The sequence below is a fragment of the Bacillus cereus group sp. MYBK227-1 genome (genome assembly GCF_051916325.1).
In the GTDB taxonomy this organism is placed as follows: domain Bacteria; phylum Bacillota; class Bacilli; order Bacillales; family Bacillaceae_G; genus Bacillus_A; species Bacillus_A cereus.
On record NZ_JBQAGK010000008.1, the window covers coordinates 144662 to 164261 of the forward strand.

Consider the following 19600-nt stretch of genomic DNA (forward strand, 5'->3'; position numbering starts at 1 on the left):
AAAGATATTCCACTCATCGTAGACGAGCATAAGCAAAAAGCTATGAAAGCCGAATGATAGGGGGATACATATGGAGAAAACGAAGTTACCATGGGATGAATTCTTTTCACTTAATAAAGATATAAATCATACTTACTTTACACCAGAAGATTTTTCAGGTGATGAAGATTTAATCGCAAAAACGACAGAACAATTCGTTAAACAAGAAATTGTTCCACAAATGGAGAATATTGAACAACATAACTATAAAGTTTCTCGTCAATTATTTGAGAAAGCTGGGGAACTTGGATTATTAGGCATTGAGGTACCAGAAGATTATGGCGGGTTCGAGTTAGGAAAGGCTGTCTCAGGTCTTGTAGCAGAGAAAATGGGTTACGCTGGTGCGTTTAGCGTTTCTTTTAATATACACGCTGGTGTCGGTACATTGCCTTACATATATTATGGAACGAAAGAGCAAAAAGAAAAATATTTACCGAAAATCGCATCGGGAGAATGGATTGGGGCTTATGCTTTAACAGAGCCAAATGCTGGTTCGGATGCATTAAGTGCAAAAACAAGCGCCGTATTGAATGAAGAGGGAACAGCTTGGAAGTTAAATGGTGAGAAGCAATGGATTACAAATGCTCATATGGCAGATGTATACGTTGTTTTTGCGAAGACAAATAAAGGAATGACAGCGTTTATTGTCGAAAGAACATGTGAAGGTGTATCTATTGGATTAGAAGAAAAGAAAATGGGGATTAAAGGTTCTTCAACAGCGACTCTTATTTTAGAAGATGTTGTCATCCCTGCTGAAAATGTTTTAGGGGAAGTTGGGAAAGGGCATCACGTAGCCCTTAATATTCTTAACTTTGCTAGACTTAAACTTGCTTTTGGAAATATTGGAACAGCAAAACAAGCAATTGGTTTGTCGGTTCAATATGGAAAAGAGCGAAAACAGTTCCAAACAGAATTAGTAGACTTTACGATGATTCAAGAGAAAATTGCAAATATGATCATTGCTACATATGGAGCCGAAAGTGCAGCTTATCGTACGGCAGGTGTAATCGATGAAGCAATTCATGAGAGCGATGAAGATCTTATGAAGAAAATGTCCCAATTTGCAATTGAATGTGCACTGAATAAAGTAAATGCTTCTGAAACACTTGCTTATATCGTAGATGAAGCTGTACAAATTCATGGTGGTTACGGTTATATGCAAGAGTATGAGGTAGAACGATTATATCGTGATGCTAGAATTAGTCGTATTTTTGAAGGAACGAACGAAATTAATAGATTAACAGTTGCCAAAATGTTAATGAAGCAAATCGAACAATTAGAAGATACTGAAGTAGAAAGTGATGTAGCAAATGTAGAAAGAAACCATCGTTACATTTTATTAGCGAAAAAATTGTTGAAACAATCTTTGAAAACGCTCTCTAAAACTCCAGGTCTAAAAATTGACCAAGAACAAGAATATTCACGTGTAATTTCAAATATGTTGACGGACGTGTACGTCATGGAATCAGCGTTTTTACGTACGAGAAAAGCGGTAAGTAAAAATGGTGAGGAAAAAGAACGTACGAAGCAATTAATAACGGATGTTATTTGTGAAGAAGGATACCGTAAAGTAGAAGAAGCGGCGATTTCTGTACTTTCAGCGGCTGTCACAGAAGAACAAGGTAGACATGTGATTTTAGCTGAAATCCGTCAATTATTAGTGCCTTTATACACGAACGTATTTACGAAGAAGAGAGAAATTGCGAAAGCTATTATAAATCGCGGGAAATATATTGTGTAAATAGGAGGAAAGCGATATGAAAAAGATTGGTTTTATCGGTTTAGGTAACATGGGCCTTCCAATGTCAAAAAATCTAGTTAAATCAGGTTACACAGTGTATGGCGTGGACTTAAATAAAGAGGCGGAAGCGTCCTTTGAAAAAGAAGGCGGAATTATCGGTCTATCAATCTCAAAACTAGCAGAAACATGTGATGTAGTTTTTACAAGTTTACCTTCACCTCGCGCTGTTGAAGCGGTATATTTTGGAGCAGAAGGATTATTTGAAAATGGTCACTCGAATGTAGTTTTCATTGATACAAGTACGGTATCGCCGCAGTTAAACAAACAGTTAGAGGAAGCTGCAAAGGAAAAGAAAGTAGACTTTTTAGCAGCACCTGTGAGCGGTGGTGTAATAGGAGCCGAAAACCGTACATTAACGTTTATGGTTGGTGGATCGAAAGACGTATATGAGAAAACGGAATCTATCATGGGCGTACTAGGCGCGAACATTTTCCACGTTAGTGAGCAGATTGATAGTGGTACAACTGTTAAGTTAATTAATAACTTATTAATTGGTTTTTATACAGCTGGTGTGAGTGAAGCTTTAACATTAGCGAAAAAGAATAATATGGATTTAGATAAAATGTTTGATATTTTAAATGTAAGTTACGGTCAAAGTAGAATTTATGAACGTAATTATAAAAGTTTTATAGCACCTGAAAACTACGAGCCAGGATTTACTGTGAACTTATTGAAGAAAGATTTAGGATTTGCAGTTGACTTAGCTAAGGAAAGCGAACTCCATTTACCGGTAAGCGAAATGTTATTAAACGTATATGACGAAGCGAGTCAAGCTGGATATGGTGAAAACGATATGGCTGCTTTATATAAGAAAGTTAGCGAGCAATTAATTTCTAATCAAAAATAAATTATACAAAGGAGAGAATACAATGATTACAACTGAAATTAAACGAGTAAAAAATCACATTAACGGTGAGTGGGTTGAATCGACAGGTACGGAAGTAGAAGCAGTTCCAAATCCAGCGACTGGAAAAATTATCGCTTACGTTCCACTATCTCCAAAAGAAGATGTTGAAAAAGCTGTTGAAGCGGCAAAAGCAGCATTCGAAACATGGTCTAAAGTACCAGTTCCAAATCGTTCAAGAAATTTATATAAATATTTACAGCTATTACAAGAAAACAAAGATGAGCTTGCAAAAATCATTACGCTAGAAAATGGTAAGACGCTAACGGATGCAACAGGTGAAGTACAGCGTGGTATTGAAGCGGTAGAACTTGCAACATCTACGCCAAATTTAATGATGGGTCAAGCACTTCCGAATATCGCTAGCGGAATTGATGGATCGATTTGGCGCTACCCAATCGGAGTTGTTGCTGGTATTACACCGTTTAACTTCCCGATGATGATTCCGTTATGGATGTTCCCACTTGCAATTGCTTGCGGTAATACATTCGTATTAAAAACATCTGAAAGAACGCCACTTTTAGCGGAGCGACTTGTAGAATTATTCTATGAAGCAGGTTTCCCAAAAGGCGTATTAAATTTAGTGCAAGGCGGAAAAGATGTTGTAAATAGCATTTTAGAAAATAAAGATATTCAGGCTGTTTCGTTCGTTGGCTCTGAGCCGGTAGCTCGTTACGTATATGAAACAGGTACGAAACACGGAAAACGTGTACAAGCATTAGCAGGTGCGAAAAACCATGCGATTGTAATGCCAGATTGCAATCTTGAGAAAACAGTACAAGGTGTAATTGGATCTGCATTTGCAAGTAGTGGAGAGCGCTGCATGGCATGCTCAGTAGTAGCAGTAGTGGATGAAATTGCTGATGAATTTATTGATGTATTAGTAGCAGAAACGAAAAAATTAAAAGTAGGCGATGGCTTTAACGAAGATAACTATGTTGGACCATTAATCCGTGAATCTCATAAAGAGCGCGTTTTAGGCTATATTAATAGCGGTGTAGCAGATGGGGCAACTTTATTAGTAGATGGCCGTAAAATTAATGAAGAAGTTGGAGAAGGTTACTTTGTAGGTGCGACAATCTTTGATGGCGTGAATCAAGAAATGAAAATTTGGCAAGATGAAATTTTTGCTCCAGTATTAAGTATTGTACGTGTTAAAGATTTAGAAGAAGGTATTAAACTAACAAATCAATCTAAATTTGCAAATGGTGCGGTTATTTATACGTCAAATGGTAAACATGCACAAACATTCCGTGATAATATCGATGCTGGTATGATTGGTGTAAACGTAAACGTTCCAGCACCAATGGCATTCTTCGCATTTGCAGGAAATAAAGCTTCATTCTTTGGTGATTTAGGTACAAATGGTACAGATGGCGTTCAATTCTATACACGTAAAAAAGTTGTAACTGAGCGCTGGTTTTAATATAGAGTAAACAACCAAATCAGTTATTAGATGAAAACCACCACTATTAATAGTGGTGGTTTTCGTCTTGTTAATTATTTTTTTCAAAAGCTAGTTTAATACCAAATCCAATTAGGACGACTCCTGTTAGCCCTTGAATATAACGTTGCGTCTTCGGTTTTTTCATAAAAGCACTAATTTTATCAATTAAAAATATATAAAATGCAAACCAAATGACTGTTAAAACGAGGTAAGTAAGGCCCATTACAAGAAGTTGAATAAATGTATTATGATTTGGATTTAAAAATTGTGGTAAAAAAGTTAAAAAGAAGACTGCTACTTTAGGATTTAATAAATTTGTAAGAAATCCTTGGCGAAAGCAAGAAGTATGTTCGTTTTCATTATTCAAAGATAGATCATTTGTATCTAAGTTTTCTTTGTTTCTTACTGCTAAAAGGGCTTTAATACCGATATATATTAAATAGAGAGCCCCAACGTACTTGAAAATAGAAAATAAAAGAGCTGACTTTACAATAAGTGCAGAAAGACCAATTACAGCAGCTAAAGTATGAATTAATAGTGCAATACATGTACCAAACACTGTTTTCACTCCACCGACTTTACCAGCAACCAATGTATTTTTCGTAGCCATTGCTGTATCTGGACCAGGTAAAATGATAAGGCAAATAGACATAATGATGAAAAGAAGATAATTTTCTATCATAGCCGCCCCTCCTTTTTATTTTTAGAATATTTGATTAAAATCAGTGTAGCACAAAAATGGATTTAATAAAATTAAATTTTATTAAAAATAATTAAATTAAAAAGGCTATATAGTAGCTGTAATTACACTACTATATAGCCTCGATTTTATACCGCTATTTGCGGGTAGTAAGATTTTCGCCGCACAAGATTTAGCTGAAGCAAAGAAGTTAGGTGGGGGATGAACAAAATATCCCCTCATGACAATTTCATTTTATGCATTAAGTAAGTTAAAGAAACGATTCACATCTTCTTCTGAAACGTCACTTAACTGTTTATATTTATAATTCGGATTTTGATCTTTATCAACGACAACGGAGCGTACTCCTTCGAAGAAATCTTCATGTCTCATGAAGTTTTTAGCAAGTATAAGGTCCGTAGCGAAACATTCTTCAACGGATTTATCTTGTCCATCAATAAACTGTTTTAATGTTACTTTTAGTGAAATAGGGGATTTTGATAACAGTGTTTCTTTCGTTTTTAGAGCAAAGGAACTTTCATCTTTCTCCAATGAATGGATGATTTCTTCAATTGTATCGAAAGCAAAATGTGAATTGATTACTTCTAATGAAGGAGCGAGCTCGCTTTCTAAGTTTGGAGCAGTTGCAAATGTACGAATAACTTCTTTTAAATTAGTATGTACATCATCTTCTTTATGCCAATTTACACTTTCAAGTTCAGTAAGAAACTCTGGTAATGAATCAGATGTCATAAAGTAATCTGCAGCATTAATAAATAATACGTCAGAAGCTTTTAAAATAGATGCTGTTAAAGCAACGAATCGTCCTGTATATCCAGGCGCTTTATTTAAGAAATATGCAGCTCCGACGTCTGGGAAGAAGCCGATATTCATCTCTGGCATTGCCCATTTCGTACGCTCAGTTACAATGCGATACTTCGCACCATTTGTAAGACCGACACCACCGCCCATTACAATTCCATCTAAACAAGCAATAATCGGTTTTGTATATTGATAAATATATGTATCAATTTCATACTCTTCTTCAAAAAAACGTTCTGCATGTTGCAATGCCACTTCATTGGAACGCGCTTCATAAAGAGTTTTAATGTCGCCACCTGCACAAAAACCTTTTGTGCCAGCTCCTTTTAACACGATAAGTGCAATACGCTCATCGTGTTCCCACTCTTTAAGTTTTTGTCCGATAGGTTGTAACATGTCATAAGATAAAGAATTAAGTGCTTTTGGACGGTTTAAAGTAATTGTCGCAACGCCGTTTTCACTAACAGAAAATAAAACTTGTTCAGTCATAATGCATCCTCCCTTACATATCTTCTTATTCTTAATTCTTGATATGTACTGAAATGTCCTTTATAAATTTTGTCAAAAGTTGACGGTAAATATTAATTTGGTCACTGCATATTTTGACGAGTTATCTTTGCAGGATTTCAGAGACTGAGGGGGAATATTACAACATTACTGTAAGTGTAATTATTTGAAGTTATAATGATAAAAGCGCTATTATATAGGTGTGAAATGTTCATTATCAATTCTAAAAGTGTGTTTGAAGAAAAAATAAATCGTACAATTGTAATAAAAAATTTTACATTGAATTAGAAATAGAGAAAGGAGAAATCGGAATGCCAGGACCTTTACTATTGTCGGTTATTATTTTGTCTTTTTTAATGATAGGAATAACGCAGTATTTTCATCATACAGATACGACAGAAGAAGTGAAGGATAAAGTACGTCTCGTATTTCCGATTTTTATAATATCTATTTCATTCTGTATTTTATTAAATAAAGATGGCTACATTGTCGCAGTGTTCTCATTTTTCGTCGCAATCGTCTTAATTACCGTTTTATATTATGTAATGAAAGACTTTATACAAAAATAAAGATGTCACAATAGGCATTTTTATTTTGGGGGAAATGTAAAATTTCACATACCGTATTTTATATAAAATACATAAAGCATATAACAATAGAAAAGTGTGTACTTTGCTGTGTATGTACTTGTCAATCTTGCATAGCCACTATACTATTAAAATGTAGAGATTATAAAAAGGGGTTGTATCTATCATGAAATTTGAGATGCACACAAAAATTATTTCAAATGAAAAAGAAGTAAGATTACATATTGAAGAAAATATATTTCAATTAATATTGGATGGTTACCACTTATTTACAATTAAAGAAATATTGCCTTTATATAAATCAAATGAAGAAAGAATTGGAAGTGCAACGATATTGAAACTAGAGTGGGAGAACGGAAAAACTACAATAAACTATCAACTCGTTTCACTAAAATCAGTAAATTAAAAGGAGTAGAAAAATATGAAGTTATTTCATACAGCGGATTGGCATTTAGGAAAGCTTGTTCATGGCGTGTATATGACTGAAGACCAAAAGATTGTATTAGATCAGTTTGTACAGGCTGTTGAAGAAGAAAAACCAGATGCTGTAATTATTGCAGGGGATTTATATGACCGAGCAATTCCACCTACAGAAGCAGTAGACTTATTAAATGATGTGCTGCAAAAAATAGTTATTGATTTACAAACACCAGTTATTGCAGTAGCTGGTAATCATGATAGTCCGGATCGTATCCATTTTGGAAGTAGTTTAATGAAAAAACAAGGATTACATATTGCAGGTCAATTTCAATTCCCGTACGAACCTGTTGTACTAAATGATGAATATGGAGAGGTTCACTTCCATCTAATACCGTATGCAGACCCAAGCATAGTTAGACACGTGTTGAAAAATGAAGACGTACGTTCTCATGATGATGCGATGCGCATTTTTATGAATGAGCTCTCTGAAACGATGGATAAAGAAGCTAGACATGTATTTGTTGGACATGCATTTGTAACTTCTTCAGGAGAAGCGGAGGAGAATACAAGTGATGCAGAACGACCACTTTCAATTGGTGGTGCTGAATATGTAAATAGTCATTATTTTGATAAGTTTCATTACACAGCGCTTGGACATTTACATCAAGCGCATTTCGTACGTAATGAGACCATTAGATATTCAGGTTCACCACTTGCCTATTCAATTTCTGAAGAGAAACATAAAAAAGGTTATTACATTGTAGAACTGAATGAAACTGGTGAAGTAGCAATTGAAAAAAGGTTACTTTCACCACGTCGTAAAATGCGAACAGTAGAAGCGAAAATAGATGAATTATTACAGCACCCAGTAAGTGAAGATTACGTATTTGTAAAATTATTAGACGAAAACCCTGTCTTACAGCCAATGGAGAAAATACGATCTGTATATCCAAATGCAATGCACGTTGAAAGAGCGATGCAAAGGCGAGAACTCACAGATACAAATGAAGTAACGGTTTCAAGACATAAAACGGATGATTTATCTCTTTTAAAGGCTTTCTATAAAGAAATGAAAGGGTTAGATTTATCAGAAGAGAAAGAACGCCTATTTATAGATGTATTACAAACAGTGCAAGAACGGGAAGGTGAACGAGGATGAGACCGATTCAGCTTATTATGACAGCATTCGGGCCATATAAACAGAAAGAAGTAATCGATTTTGAAGATCTTGGAGAACATCGTATTTTCGCTATTTCTGGGAATACGGGAGCTGGAAAAACAACGATTTTTGATGCGATTTGTTATGTGTTATATGGTGAGGCTAGTGGAGAAGAACGTAGTGATACGAGCATGCTTCGAAGTCAATTTGCTGATGATAATGTTTATACAAGTGTTGAATTAACCTTTCAGTTAAAAGGGAAACGCTATGAAATAAAACGACAACTTGGACATAAAAAACAAGGGAATAAGACCATTACAGGACATGCAGTAGAATTATATGAAGTTATTGATGGAGAAAACGTTCCAGCCGTCGATCGTTTTCATGTAACAGACGTAAACAAAAAAGTGGAAGATTTAATTGGGTTAAGTAAACATCAATTTAGCCAAATTGTTATGTTACCCCAAGGGGAATTCCGAAAACTATTAACATCTGAGACGGAAAACAAAGAAGAGATTTTACGTCGTATTTTTAAAACGGATCGTTATAAATTAATGCGTGAGTTACTTGATCAAAAGAGAAAACAATGGAAAGATGTCTTGCAAGAAAAACAAAAAGAGAGAGAGCTCTATTTCCGTAATGTTTTTAAATTACCAATCCGTGATGGAGCATTATTAGAGACATTAGTGGCACAAGAACATGTAAATACGCATCAAGTAGTAGAAGCGTTAGAACAAGAAACAACCGTGTATAAGGCAGAGGTTGAGCAATTACAAGTAGAACAAGATGTTCAAACGAAGCAATTAAAGGATGCAGAAACACGTTTTCATGCAGCAAAATCTGTAAATGAGAAATTTATAGATTTACAACAAAAGAATGAGAAATATAACACTTTACAAGAGAACCGTGCAGCAATTGAAAGGAAAGAAAAATCCTTTAAACGTGCGGAACAAGCAAAGCGCTTATTACCATTTGAACAATGGTATGAAGAAGCGATGGAAAATGAGCAGAAAGCTGAAAGTTTGTTAAAACAGATAAGCGTCAAACAAGAACAGATAATGAATAGCTTTGAACTTGCTCAGGAGAAGTATGAAGTAGTAAAGAATAAAGAAGCTGAGCGAGAAGAGGCTAAAAAACTTGTTCAAAGATTAGAAGAGTTACAAGCGATTATTGAATCATTAGCTGAGAGAAAGCTGAATTTACAAAATACCGAAATCCAAATAGGGAAATTAAAAGAAAGTATGCAAAAGTTAGATCAACAACTAGAAGAGCATACAAACAAAAAACAGAGAATGTCTGATGAATTGCAGCAATTAGAACAAGCACTTGAGCAATATGTAGCTAAAGTAGAAGAACTAACGAATATGCGAGAAGATGCAAAAGTTTTAAAGCAAGCATATGATGTTTGGCAAGAAAAACAAAAATTCGAGCAAGAAAAAGAAGCGGCAAATAATAAAATGCAAGTGGCAGTTCGTGCATATGAAAACATGGAGCGCCGCTGGTTAAGTGAACAAGCTGGTATATTAGCTCTTCATTTACATGACGGTGAATCTTGTCCGGTATGTGGTAGTACGAATCATCCGCAAAAAGCTACAGAACAAAGTAATGCGATCGATGAAAAAGAGTTAAACGATTTAAGAGATAAGAAGAACATTGCTGAAAAATTACATGTGCAAGTAGAGGAGAAATGGAATTTCTATCGACTACAATATGAACAAGTGATAGAAGAAGTTGTGAAGCGCGGCTACAACTCGGAAAAATTAGCTGAAACATATAGTGCACTTGTTCAAAAAGGAAAACAATTAGCTGCAGACGTTAATACGTTAAAAGCAAGTGAAGAAACACGTAAGCAGATTGCTGCGAACATGAAAAGCGTAGAAGAAAAAATAGAAGAACTTCAGAAACAAAAACGAGAAGTGGAAACAATGCAGCACCGTACAGAAATGGAGTGTATGCAACTTCGTACGTCATATGAACATGATAAACGAAATATTCCAGAAAACTTACAAACAGTACAAGCCTGGAAAGCACAGTTTGACCAAGCTATGCAGGAACTTAGGTTAATGGAGGACGAATGGAAGAAAGTGCAGGAAGCGTATCAGCATTGGCAAAATGAAAATATACGTATTCAAGCAGAACAAAAAGGTGCTTCTAATCAATTTGAAAGTGCAAAATTAAAGAAAGAAGAGACTTTCGCACGCTTTATGAAAGAGCTAGAACAAAGCGGGTTTACAGACGAATTCACGTATAAAGAAGCCAAATTAAGCGATCACGAGATGGAAATGTTACAAAAAGAAATTCAAGGTTATTATTCATCGCTTGAAGTGCTTGCAAAACAAATTGAAGAGTTACAAGCTGAATTAAAAGATAAAGAGTATATGGATATTACAGCGTTAGGTGAACACATAACAGAATTACAAATTAATCTCGATATCATTAAAGAAAAACGTCAACGTGCGCAAAATGCGGTAACATATATTTCTGATTTACATGAAAACATTAGACGTATTGATGAGCAAATTCATGAGGAAGAAAAAGCCTTCCAAGAACTTGTTGACTTATATGAAGTAATGAAAGGTGATAACGAGAGCCGTATATCATTTGAACGTTACATCTTAATTGAGTATTTAGAACAAATTGTTCAAATTGCAAACGAACGATTACGTAAATTATCAAACGGACAATTTTATTTAAAACGAAGTGAACGAGTTGAAAAGAGAAATCGTCAAAGTGGATTAGGCTTAGATGTATACGATGCATACACTGGCCAAACGCGCGATGTAAAAACATTATCCGGCGGAGAGAAATTTAATGCATCACTTTGCTTAGCGCTAGGAATGGCAGATGTCATTCAAGCATATGAAGGTGGTATTTCCATCGAAACGATGTTCATCGATGAAGGGTTCGGTTCATTAGATGAAGAATCATTAACGAAAGCAGTAGACGCCTTAATTGACTTACAAAAATCAGGTCGATTTATCGGTGTCATTTCACACGTACAAGAGCTGAAAAACGCAATGCCAGCTGTATTAGAAGTAACGAAGCAGAAGGATGGTTGTAGTCAGACTAGGTTTGTGGTGAAGTAAGCTTAGAAAATGGAGTAGGGAATCTATCGATACTTTTAGTGTCATATGTATGAATCATAAAACGTCGTCTCTTCATATTAGAGGCGACGTTTTATTTTATAAAATATCTATGAATTATCTGTAGAAGGCGGCGTATTCTCCAAACGATTATAAGCTTTAAAAGCTGAAATTGCCGATATAACCCCGCCTACTAAAAATAAAGTCGATCCTCCAACTAAGATGATACGACTGACATATGTTTCCCGTGCTTCTTCGACTTCTTCTTGTAACGCTGTAGGCATATGAATCCCCCCTTTATAAAAGTTGTTTTATCTCGCTATTTGCCGTGCAGTAAGACCCACATCTAAAAATTCAGGGGAAGCAAAGAATTTAGGTGGGGCCCTGCTGCCCGTAAAAGCCCGATTGGTGAGGGCTGATAAGCAGTGGGGGATGAACAAAAGCCCCACTGATTAAAGTTTCACTTTATAAATAGTATATACAAACGCCTAAAATGTGTTAAAATAACTGATGATTTTACGCAGTGAGTAATTAGATGAGTAGGATGCGAGTGGCTAAGTAAATCTTCATCACAAATTTATGTGAACTTCACATAGAGCACATATTAACATTGTATTATGTATATGTACCAAATAAATAAATAAATAAAGTGAATGTAAGTTCTGTTTTCAAAAATTTAAAATCCTTTTATTTCTATATGAAAGTTTTAATCAAGGGTTTTAAAAAATTTGGAAATAGATCTTATGAATATGGAATTCATATAAAAGGGGAATGTCTTATGACAACATATACGAGTGAAATGAGAAAAACTTTAGTTTCAGAAGAAGATGTAGATATTTTAAAAATTATGGCGCATCCAATCAGACTGCAAATTGTAAATGAATTAAGTACGAGAAAAACTTGTAATGTAACACAATTAACAGAGTTACTGAATATTCCGCAATCTACTGTTTCACAACATTTATCAAAAATGAAGGGTAAAGTGTTACGAGCAGAGAGAAGAGGTTTAGAAATTTATTATCATATTAACAATTTAAAAGCGAGTAAGATTGTTAATGTTTTAGGGTATATAAACTAGTGAAATATTTTTATATAAAATAGCCCCTGCTGTTGAGCAGAGGCTATTTTGTGTTGTTTTATGTATTTGTATTTAAAACTTTATAGTTTTTATGATTTACAATTGTTCGATCAAATTCAAAAGTACCACCGCTTACATTTGTAATTTCAACTAAGACCGATTCAGTATAAAGTTTTAATACAGATCCTGTAATCTTTAAATTATTTCGTTGAAAAAGTATAGTATCCCCTACGTTTGCTTTCATAGTACCTCCTTATTAAAGACAGAAATATTTTTTTATTATATATATTAAACCACGGATAGATATATTAGTGAATATTTAGTTTTATTTATTGGGAAAAAATTTGTTCTCTAATAGAAGAGTATAAAGTACTCTTATGTTAAAAGTTATATTTTATTTAAGTTTATCCCGCTATTTGCTGGGCAGTAAGACCCCCACCTCAAAATTCAGTGGAAGCAAAGAAGTTAGGTGGGGGCCCTGCTGCCCATAAAAGCCCGATTGGTGAGGGTTGATTAAAGTTTCACTTTATTATAAGTAAATTGTTTTCAGCATTAGCGAAACAATATTTCTATGTAAATACTGCAGAGAAGCAAATTATTCAAAAAACAGACACTATGTAGCCCAAAACGTAAAGTAGATAAGTAAAGTTTTTTTCAGGAGTATAAGAAAAATATACGTTTATTAATAAGATCTCTAATTGGTAGAATTCCAATTAAAAACATAGAAAAACTTTAATATAAAAAGGTAATCAATTACAAATGGAGAAGTAATATATACGAAAGGAGAGATTTATATGAATAAAGGGAAAAAACAAGTTAGTCAACTTAGTTTTCTGGTGAATTTTATGAACGACAAGGGGAGTCTTGTGAAAATTTAATAGTATTATAGTATCCCCTTGTGAAAAAATGGTTGGGGGAATATATAAATGATAACAGAAATGAATATTAAAGTAGTTTGTGAAGAATCGTTTTCAAAAAGAGAAATAAAAATTTTAGAGACGTTTCTTTCAACTTTATCGGGGCATTCTAATGCTCTCGTTACAAAAGAGGGGATGTTTTTAAACCCATTAAGTAAAGAGAAGAGTGTGATTTATTATCACAACTTTGTATTTGTAAAATCACTTACAGAAGAAATGTGTGCAGAATTAAAAGAAGTTTTAACAAGACGTATTAAAAATGCTTTCATTATGATGGAATTTGTAGAGCCAATTGTTACATTTGAAGAAACAATTATAAACGTATAAAAAAAGTCAGGCTTATGAATTGAGCTAATAAAACCGTCTCTTTAATAAATAGTAAAGAGACGGTTTTATTGTTTCACTTTTTAAAAAAGAGTTCAAAAATAAATGTAAATCGATCTTATACAAAAACTACTTATTAAATAAGTGTTACGTATTTAATAAGTAGTTTTTGTATTTCATCCTTCGTTTTTTGTAACTGATTCTACGTTTTTGACGCTCTGTCTTGTAAGTGCTTACATAAACGAAAACATCTTATACAATGAAGGTGTCAAATCAAAAGAGGTGACCAAAATGAACATAAAAAAAGTAAATTTAGCGAATAGCATTGAAATAGAAAGAGGAGGCGGAAAGGTATGAAAAAATCAACTGTTAATCCATGGTTTGTTGTCCTTGGCACAGTTATAGTACAAATGGGGCTTGGGACGATATATACATGGAGTTTATTCAATCAGCCCTTAGTTAGTAAATACGGTTGGAGTCTTAACGCTGTTGCGATAACTTTCTCAATTACTAGTCTTTCTTTAGCATTTTCAACTTTATTTGCGAGTAAATTGCAAGAAAAATGGGGACTTCGTAAACTTATTATGATAGCTGGATTAGCATTAGGACTAGGATTAATACTTGGCTCACAAGCGTCCTCATTAATATTACTTTATGTACTAGCGGGAGTTGTTGTAGGTTATGCAGATGGTACAGCATATATCACTTCACTATCAAATTTAATAAAGTGGTTTCCAGAGCGTAAAGGTTTAATTGCTGGTATTTCTGTCTCTGCATATGGTTCAGGTAGCTTAATCTTTAAATACGTTAACGCACAGTTGATTGAATCAGTTGGTGTATCGCAAGCATTTATATACTGGGGTTTAATTGTTACAGCTATGATTGTAATTGGTGCTTGTTTAATCCATCAAGCTGCAGATCAAGGAGCAGTTCATGAAACAAAAACTAAGGAATACACAACGAAAGAAATGTTAGGCACAAAACAAGTATACTTATTATTTATCATGTTATTTACATCATGTATGAGTGGCTTATACTTAATTGGTATGGTAAAAGACATTGGTGTTCAACTTGTAGGACTTAGCGCAGCAACAGCAGCTAATGCGGTGGCTATGGTTGCAATCTTCAATACATTAGGTCGTATCATTTTAGGACCGTTATCGGATAAAATTGGGCGTTTAAAAATCGTTACTGGTACTTTTGTTGTTATGGCGAGTTCAGTCTTAGTTCTAAGTTTTGTAGATTTAAATTATGGTATTTACTTCGTATGTGTAGCAAGTGTAGCGTTTTGCTTTGGTGGAAATATCACTATTTTCCCAGCTATTGTTGGTGATTTCTTCGGTATGAAAAACCATAGTAAGAACTACGGAATTGTGTATCAAGGATTTGGATTTGGGGCGCTTGCAGGTTCCTTTATCGGTGCACTTCTAGGTGGATTCAAACCAACGTTCATGGTGATCGGTGTATTATGTGTCGTGTCATTCATTATCGCAATTTTAATTCAAGCACCTAAACAGAAAAAAGAACAAGAAGAAGAGTATCGCAGCGTAGCATAAGTATACAAATCTTCTATAACACTATGATTACGAAAAAGCATCCTATTCTATTAATTAGGATGCTTTTTTATGAGTTATTTTAACAAGGTTAAATTACTTTTGTGATTTTTATAGATGTAAAAGTGAGTGGAATACCCATTTGGAATATAATAAATTGATACATCATATTCGAAATATATATTAAATCTTAAATGATAAAGAAGACATTCATTAGTATTTGTAAGATATATTTTCAGAAAAATATTGAGAAAATATATACTTGAGTTTTTCATAAAGCATTGTAAATGAACGTATCTCTAGTTTATCTTCTTCAATTTTAAAAAGAGGAGTTTGAATTTTATTTATAATATAAGTACATTTAATGCGTTTAGGTATGATTTTATTAAGAAGCATTAAAATACTTTATCTGAAAAATAAAAAAAGATTGACAAGTTTATTGAGAAACATTATCATTTCGGTGTAAGATAGTAAATGAAAAACATTATCAATAAAATGGATTTTAAAGTAATGCGCACTTGACCAATTAGTTTAGTAAGTGTATTATTTTTTACAACATCACTGATAATGAAAATCAATATCATTTATGTTACTTAATGAAATTAATGTTTATGTGAAAGGATAGAGAAAATGAACTTAGGGGAATTTGATGGGCAAACAGTTTTAGTAACAGGTGCAGCACAAGGCATAGGCAGTGTTGTTGCCAAAATGTTTTTAGAAAGAGGAGCCACAGTTATTGCGGTTGATCAAAATGAAGAGGGGTTAAATGTACTCTTAAATCAAAATGAATTAAATAAAACACGTATGAAAACGTTTCGTTTAGATGTGAGTAATAGCGCTGCTGTTGAAGACATGGTAAATCATATTGCAAATGAAATAGCGCCAATAGATATTTTAATAAATGTTGCAGGGGTTTTACGTATGGGACCAATTCATTCGTTAAGTGATGAAGATTGGAATAAAACATTCTCTGTAAATACTACAGGGGTTTTCAATATGTCCCGAGCGGTAAGTAAAAATATGATGTTAAGAAAATCAGGGGCAATTGTTACAGTCGGTTCAAATGCGGCAAATACGCCGAGAATGGAGATGGCTGCGTATGCTGCGTCAAAGGCTGCAACGACGATGTTTATGAAATGTTTAGGACTAGAGCTTGCGGCATACAATATACGCTGCAACTTAGTTTCTCCAGGTTCTACTGAAACTGAGATGCAAAGATTACTATGGGCTGATGAGAATGGAGCTAAAAATATAATTGCTGGTTCTCAAAATACATATAGACTCGGAATTCCATTACAAAAAATTGCACAACCTTCAGAAGTTGCTGAAGCCGTGTTATTTTTAGCCTCAGATAGAGCAAGTCATATTACAATGCACAATTTATGTGTCGATGGCGGTGCTACGTTAGGAGTTTAATCAAAATTCAGGAGGTTATTATATTATGAATGAACATATAGCTGTAAAGGAATTGTCAGAAAAACTTTTAGAAGATTATAAGACTGAATCTTCATTCTTTTTTGCTTCACCAACTCGAACGATATTAGCAGAAGGAGAGTTTACTACAGTAAAGCATCGTGAAATTGAAAATTTCCCAGAGCTTGTGCAAGCGACATTAAGTAATGCGAAACAAGCTGGAAATCCAAATCCTATCGTTGTGGGTGCTTTGCCATTCGATCGTAGAAAAGAAGTCCAACTTATCGTACCAGAATATAGTAGGATTTCTGAGCGTTTACAATTGGATACAACAAATCAGCTTGAAACAAATGAGAACGTAACATTTGAAATGACGCCAATGCCAGACCCTGAAGTTTATATGAATGGTGTGAAGCAAGGAATTAAAAAAATACAGGACGGTGATTTAAAGAAAATCGTTCTATCTAGATCGTTAGATGTTAAATCTTCGGAAAAGATTGATAAGCAAAAACTTCTGCGAGAATTAGCAGAGCATAATAAGCATGGTTATACATTTGCTGTGAATTTACCGAAAGATGAAAAAGAGAACAGTAAGACGCTAATTGGAGCAAGTCCTGAATTACTTGTTTCACGTAATGGTATGCAAGTTATTTCTAACCCGTTAGCTGGTTCAAGGCCACGTAGTGAGGACCCAGTAGAAGATAAAAGAAGAGCAGAGGAATTACTTTCTTCTCCAAAAGATTTACATGAACATGCGGTAGTAGTGGAAGCGGTTGCCGCTGCACTTCGTCCGTATTGTCATACATTACATGTTCCAGAAAAGCCATCAGTTATTCATAGTGAAGCGATGTGGCATTTGTCTACAGAAGTGAAAGGTGAACTGAAGGATCCAAATACTTCTTCTTTACAATTAGCAATTGCCCTTCATCCTACGCCAGCAGTTTGCGGAACTCCGATGGAAAAAGCAAGAGAGGCTATACAGCATATTGAGCCATTTGACCGCGAGTTCTTTACAGGAATGCTAGGATGGAGCGATTTAAATGGAGATGGAGAATGGATTGTTACAATTCGTTGTGCTGAAGTACAAGAAAATACACTGCGTTTATATGCAGGAGCTGGAGTTGTTGCTGAGTCAAAACCAGAAGATGAGTTAGCAGAAACATCAGCTAAGTTCCAAACAATGCTAAAAGCTTTAGGGTTAAGAGATAGTTCACTTAATGAAAAATAGGGGGAAGAAAGAATGCTAGTAGGTTATACAGAATGGCCCAAAGAATTTGCCGATCGTTACCGAGAAGAAGGATGTTGGCTTGGTGAAACATTTGGAGGAGTGTTAAGAGAGCGGGCTGAGAAATATGGAGATCAAATCGCGGTTGTAAGTGGTAAGAAGCATATAACATATAGTGAACTTAATAAAAAGGTAGATCGTTTAGCAGCAGGTTTACTGAATTTAGGAATAAAGAAAGAGGACAGAGTTGTAATCCAGTTACCTAACATTATCGAGTTTTTCGAAATATGTTTTGCACTATTTCGAATTGGAGCGCTTCCTGTCTTTGCACTGCCGTCACATCGAAGCAGTGAAATTAGTTATTTTTGTGATTTTGGCGAGGCGAGCGCTTACGTTATTTCAGATAAGGCTCTCGGTTTTGATTATCGAAAACTAGCAAGAGAAGTGAAAGAGAAAGTGCCAAATTTACAACATGTAATTGTAGTGGGAGAAGAAGAAGAGTTTGTGAACATAAATGATCTGTATATGGATCCCGTCTCATTACCAGAAGTTCAGCCAAGTGATGTTGCGTTTCTCCAATTATCAGGAGGCACAACAGGTCTTTCTAAATTAATTCCTAGAACACATGATGACTATATTTATAGTTTACGTGTTAGCGCTAAAATTTGTAATTTGAATGCAGAAAGCGTCTATATGGCAGTTCTTCCAGTAGCACACAATTACCCAATGAGTTCTCCAGGGACATTTGGAACTTTCTATGCGGGTGGAAAAGTGGTATTGGCAACTGGTGGTAGTCCAGATGAGGCATTTGCTCTTATCGAAAAAGAAAAAGTTACAATTACAGCGCTCGTTCCGCCATTAGCAATGATTTGGCTTGATGCTGCATCTTCTCGTAATACCGATTTATCGAGCCTAGAGGTTATTCAAGTAGGTGGTGCTAAGTTTAGTGCTGAGGTAGCAAGACGTATACGCCCTACATTTGGATGTACGTTACAGCAAGTATTCGGTATGGCGGAAGGATTAGTGAACTATACAAGATTAGACGATCCGGAAGAAATTATTATTCATACACAAGGTAGACCAATGTCTGCACTCGATGAAGTACGAGTTGTTGATGAAAATGACAACGATGTACAACCGGGCGAAGTAGGTAGTTTATTAACACGAGGTCCATATACAATTCGTGGTTACTATAAAGCCGAAGAGCATAATGCACGATCATTTACAAAGGATGGATTTTATCGCACAGGTGATCTTGTAAAAGTAAATGAACAAGGATACATCATTGTAGAAGGAAGAGATAAAGATCAAATTAACCGTGGTGGTGAGAAAGTTGCTGCAGAAGAAGTTGAAAATCATCTATTAGCACACGATGCGGTCCATGACGTAGCAATTGTATCTATGCCTGACGATTATTTAGGTGAACGCACCTGTGCTTTTGTTATAGCTCGCGGACAAGTTCCGGCAGTAAGTGAATTAAAAATGTTTTTAAGAGAACGTGGTATAGCGGCTTATAAAATTCCAGATCGAATTGAATTTATTGAATCATTTCCGCAAACAGGAGTCGGAAAAGTCAGCAAAAAAGAACTACGTAAAGTCATTGCTGAAAAACTTATTACAGTAAAACAATAATAAAAACCGG

Annotated in this window: 17 protein-coding genes; 13 read left to right on the forward strand and 4 right to left on the reverse strand. The window is 34.8% G+C overall.

Annotated elements, in window-relative coordinates:
- Positions 1–70: 70 nt before the first annotated feature.
- The 3 genes from ACTFRM_RS26065 to ACTFRM_RS26075 are packed head-to-tail and all read left to right on the forward strand — an operon-like array spanning position 71 to position 4170.
- Positions 71–1780 (forward strand): acyl-CoA dehydrogenase family protein, encoded by a 1710-nt coding sequence (locus ACTFRM_RS26065; protein ID WP_086402018.1) that lies wholly within the window; start codon positions 71–73, stop codon positions 1778–1780.
- Between the two features lie 16 nt (positions 1781–1796).
- Entirely contained in the window at positions 1797–2687 is an 891-nt protein-coding gene (locus tag ACTFRM_RS26070; RefSeq protein WP_000719409.1) for an NAD(P)-dependent oxidoreductase, read from the forward strand.
- Between the two features lie 22 nt (positions 2688–2709).
- Entirely contained in the window at positions 2710–4170 is a 1461-nt protein-coding gene (locus ACTFRM_RS26075) for a CoA-acylating methylmalonate-semialdehyde dehydrogenase (RefSeq protein ID WP_000633344.1), read from the forward strand.
- A 70-nt stretch (positions 4171–4240) separates the two neighbouring features.
- On the opposite strand, the gene ACTFRM_RS26080 is transcribed toward ACTFRM_RS26075, so the two are convergent.
- Together ACTFRM_RS26080 and ACTFRM_RS26085 are read right to left on the reverse strand one after the other, a co-directional pair.
- Positions 4241–4873, reverse strand: coding sequence for a LysE family translocator (locus tag ACTFRM_RS26080; protein WP_000572360.1), 633 nt, complete (start codon positions 4871–4873; stop codon positions 4241–4243).
- A 252-nt stretch (positions 4874–5125) separates the two neighbouring features.
- The gene (locus tag ACTFRM_RS26085) at positions 5126–6181 is read right to left on the reverse strand and encodes an enoyl-CoA hydratase/isomerase family protein (RefSeq protein WP_000139777.1); all 1056 of its coding nucleotides are present in this window, start codon (positions 6179–6181) and stop codon (positions 5126–5128) included.
- 329 nt (positions 6182–6510) lie between these two features.
- On the opposite strand from ACTFRM_RS26085, the gene ACTFRM_RS26090 reads away from it, so the two are divergent.
- The 4 genes from ACTFRM_RS26090 (at position 6511) to ACTFRM_RS26105 (ending at position 11451) form a co-directional block, all read left to right on the forward strand.
- Complete coding sequence (locus tag ACTFRM_RS26090) at positions 6511–6768, forward strand: hypothetical protein (RefSeq protein WP_001119404.1); 258 nt, start codon at positions 6511–6513, stop codon at positions 6766–6768.
- Between the two features lie 184 nt (positions 6769–6952).
- Positions 6953–7192: a DUF2584 family protein gene (locus tag ACTFRM_RS26095; RefSeq protein ID WP_000667342.1), complete on the forward strand. Its 240-nt coding sequence runs from the start codon at positions 6953–6955 to the stop codon at positions 7190–7192.
- Positions 7193–7207: 15 nt separating this feature from the next.
- Positions 7208–8365: an exonuclease SbcCD subunit D gene (locus ACTFRM_RS26100; protein ID WP_000765150.1), complete on the forward strand. Its 1158-nt coding sequence runs from the start codon at positions 7208–7210 to the stop codon at positions 8363–8365.
- Positions 8362–11451, forward strand: coding sequence for an AAA family ATPase (locus ACTFRM_RS26105; RefSeq protein WP_001247465.1), 3090 nt, complete (start codon positions 8362–8364; stop codon positions 11449–11451). The genes ACTFRM_RS26100 and ACTFRM_RS26105 overlap by 4 nt, the downstream gene beginning before the upstream one ends.
- Positions 11452–11558: 107 nt before the next feature.
- Here the strand turns inward: ACTFRM_RS26105 and ACTFRM_RS26110 are convergent, their stop codons facing one another.
- Entirely contained in the window at positions 11559–11732 is a 174-nt protein-coding gene (locus ACTFRM_RS26110) for a hypothetical protein (RefSeq protein WP_001141668.1), read from the reverse strand.
- Between the two features lie 494 nt (positions 11733–12226).
- Here ACTFRM_RS26110 and ACTFRM_RS26115 point away from each other — a divergent pair, with 494 nt between their 5' ends.
- Positions 12227–12526, forward strand: a complete 300-nt coding sequence (locus tag ACTFRM_RS26115) for an ArsR/SmtB family transcription factor (protein WP_000214801.1) — start codon at positions 12227–12229, stop codon at positions 12524–12526.
- Positions 12527–12584: 58 nt separating this feature from the next.
- On the opposite strand, the gene ACTFRM_RS26120 is transcribed toward ACTFRM_RS26115, so the two are convergent.
- Positions 12585–12770, reverse strand: a complete 186-nt coding sequence (locus ACTFRM_RS26120; RefSeq protein WP_000646793.1) for a YkvS family protein — start codon at positions 12768–12770, stop codon at positions 12585–12587.
- A gap of 682 nt (positions 12771–13452) precedes the next feature.
- Here ACTFRM_RS26120 and ACTFRM_RS26125 point away from each other — a divergent pair.
- From ACTFRM_RS26125 to ACTFRM_RS26145, 5 genes are all read left to right on the forward strand, one after another.
- Positions 13453–13770: a hypothetical protein gene (locus ACTFRM_RS26125; RefSeq protein ID WP_000627302.1), complete on the forward strand. Its 318-nt coding sequence runs from the start codon at positions 13453–13455 to the stop codon at positions 13768–13770.
- Positions 13771–14120: 350 nt separating this feature from the next.
- Complete coding sequence (locus tag ACTFRM_RS26130) at positions 14121–15323, forward strand: L-lactate MFS transporter (protein WP_440043765.1); 1203 nt, start codon at positions 14121–14123, stop codon at positions 15321–15323.
- A gap of 627 nt (positions 15324–15950) precedes the next feature.
- Positions 15951–16736, forward strand: a complete 786-nt coding sequence (gene dhbA, locus ACTFRM_RS26135) for a 2,3-dihydro-2,3-dihydroxybenzoate dehydrogenase (protein WP_001048437.1) — start codon at positions 15951–15953, stop codon at positions 16734–16736.
- 25 nt (positions 16737–16761) lie between these two features.
- Positions 16762–17961, forward strand: a complete 1200-nt coding sequence (dhbC, locus tag ACTFRM_RS26140) for an isochorismate synthase DhbC (RefSeq protein WP_001002068.1) — start codon at positions 16762–16764, stop codon at positions 17959–17961.
- Positions 17962–17973: 12 nt separating this feature from the next.
- Complete coding sequence (locus ACTFRM_RS26145) at positions 17974–19590, forward strand: (2,3-dihydroxybenzoyl)adenylate synthase (protein WP_000960125.1); 1617 nt, start codon at positions 17974–17976, stop codon at positions 19588–19590.
- Positions 19591–19600: the final 10 nt, after the last annotated feature.

Excerpts from the sequence above, each read along its gene's own strand:
- ACTFRM_RS26125 (WP_000627302.1), top strand. The coding sequence starts at position 13,453 with ATGATAACAGAAATGAATATTAAAGTAGTTTGTGAAGAATCGTTTTCA.
- ACTFRM_RS26120 (WP_000646793.1), bottom strand. The coding sequence starts at position 12,770 with ATGAAAGCAAACGTAGGGGATACTATACTTTTTCAACGAAATAATTTA.
- ACTFRM_RS26090 (WP_001119404.1), top strand. The coding sequence starts at position 6,511 with ATGCCAGGACCTTTACTATTGTCGGTTATTATTTTGTCTTTTTTAATG.
- dhbA (WP_001048437.1), top strand. The coding sequence starts at position 15,951 with ATGAACTTAGGGGAATTTGATGGGCAAACAGTTTTAGTAACAGGTGCA.
- ACTFRM_RS26130 (WP_440043765.1), top strand. The coding sequence starts at position 14,121 with ATGAAAAAATCAACTGTTAATCCATGGTTTGTTGTCCTTGGCACAGTT.
- ACTFRM_RS26075 (WP_000633344.1), top strand. The coding sequence starts at position 2,710 with ATGATTACAACTGAAATTAAACGAGTAAAAAATCACATTAACGGTGAG.
- ACTFRM_RS26095 (WP_000667342.1), top strand. The coding sequence starts at position 6,953 with ATGAAATTTGAGATGCACACAAAAATTATTTCAAATGAAAAAGAAGTA.
- ACTFRM_RS26070 (WP_000719409.1), top strand. The coding sequence starts at position 1,797 with ATGAAAAAGATTGGTTTTATCGGTTTAGGTAACATGGGCCTTCCAATG.
- ACTFRM_RS26065 (WP_086402018.1), top strand. The coding sequence starts at position 71 with ATGGAGAAAACGAAGTTACCATGGGATGAATTCTTTTCACTTAATAAA.
- ACTFRM_RS26105 (WP_001247465.1), top strand. The coding sequence starts at position 8,362 with ATGAGACCGATTCAGCTTATTATGACAGCATTCGGGCCATATAAACAG.
- dhbC (WP_001002068.1), top strand. The coding sequence starts at position 16,762 with ATGAATGAACATATAGCTGTAAAGGAATTGTCAGAAAAACTTTTAGAA.
- ACTFRM_RS26145 (WP_000960125.1), top strand. The coding sequence starts at position 17,974 with ATGCTAGTAGGTTATACAGAATGGCCCAAAGAATTTGCCGATCGTTAC.
- ACTFRM_RS26085 (WP_000139777.1), bottom strand. The coding sequence starts at position 6,181 with ATGACTGAACAAGTTTTATTTTCTGTTAGTGAAAACGGCGTTGCGACA.
- ACTFRM_RS26115 (WP_000214801.1), top strand. The coding sequence starts at position 12,227 with ATGACAACATATACGAGTGAAATGAGAAAAACTTTAGTTTCAGAAGAA.
- ACTFRM_RS26080 (WP_000572360.1), bottom strand. The coding sequence starts at position 4,873 with ATGATAGAAAATTATCTTCTTTTCATCATTATGTCTATTTGCCTTATC.
- ACTFRM_RS26100 (WP_000765150.1), top strand. The coding sequence starts at position 7,208 with ATGAAGTTATTTCATACAGCGGATTGGCATTTAGGAAAGCTTGTTCAT.
- ACTFRM_RS26110 (WP_001141668.1), bottom strand. The coding sequence starts at position 11,732 with ATGCCTACAGCGTTACAAGAAGAAGTCGAAGAAGCACGGGAAACATAT.